Genomic DNA, 304 nt, shown 5'->3' with positions numbered 1-304 from the left:
CCCTGCGCCATGGCTTGAGGTCGTTCTCGGCCAGCCGGCGACGCACGGTCTCGCCCGACAGGCTGTCGTGATCGGTGAGCTTGACCATCGTGTCGGCCAGCAGCGTCAGCGTCCAGCGTTTGCGGCCGGCGGGCGGCTTGGCGCATGCCGTCGCCACCAGCAGGGCCTCCTCCTTTTCGGTCAGCTTGCGCTCTGCGCCCGGACGCGGCTCCTCGCTCAAGGCCCGCTCCAGATTGCCTTCTACGAAGCGGCGCTTGGTCCGGCTGACGGTGGAACGGCTGACACTCACGGTCCGAGCAATCTC

The 304-nt window shown here is 68.4% G+C and carries 1 protein-coding gene; it reads right to left on the bottom strand.

All coding sequences use genetic code 11. The features are described from left to right. Positions 1-304, bottom strand: a 304-nt coding sequence (locus ACZIRK_RS45600) for a helix-turn-helix domain-containing protein (RefSeq protein ID WP_474419898.1), incomplete at both ends; no start/stop codon positions are given.

This window comes from Bradyrhizobium sp. Leo114, from assembly GCF_055229415.2.
The sequence above is the reverse complement of the archived record's forward strand: the minus strand, read 5'-3'. Positions and strand labels throughout refer to the sequence as shown.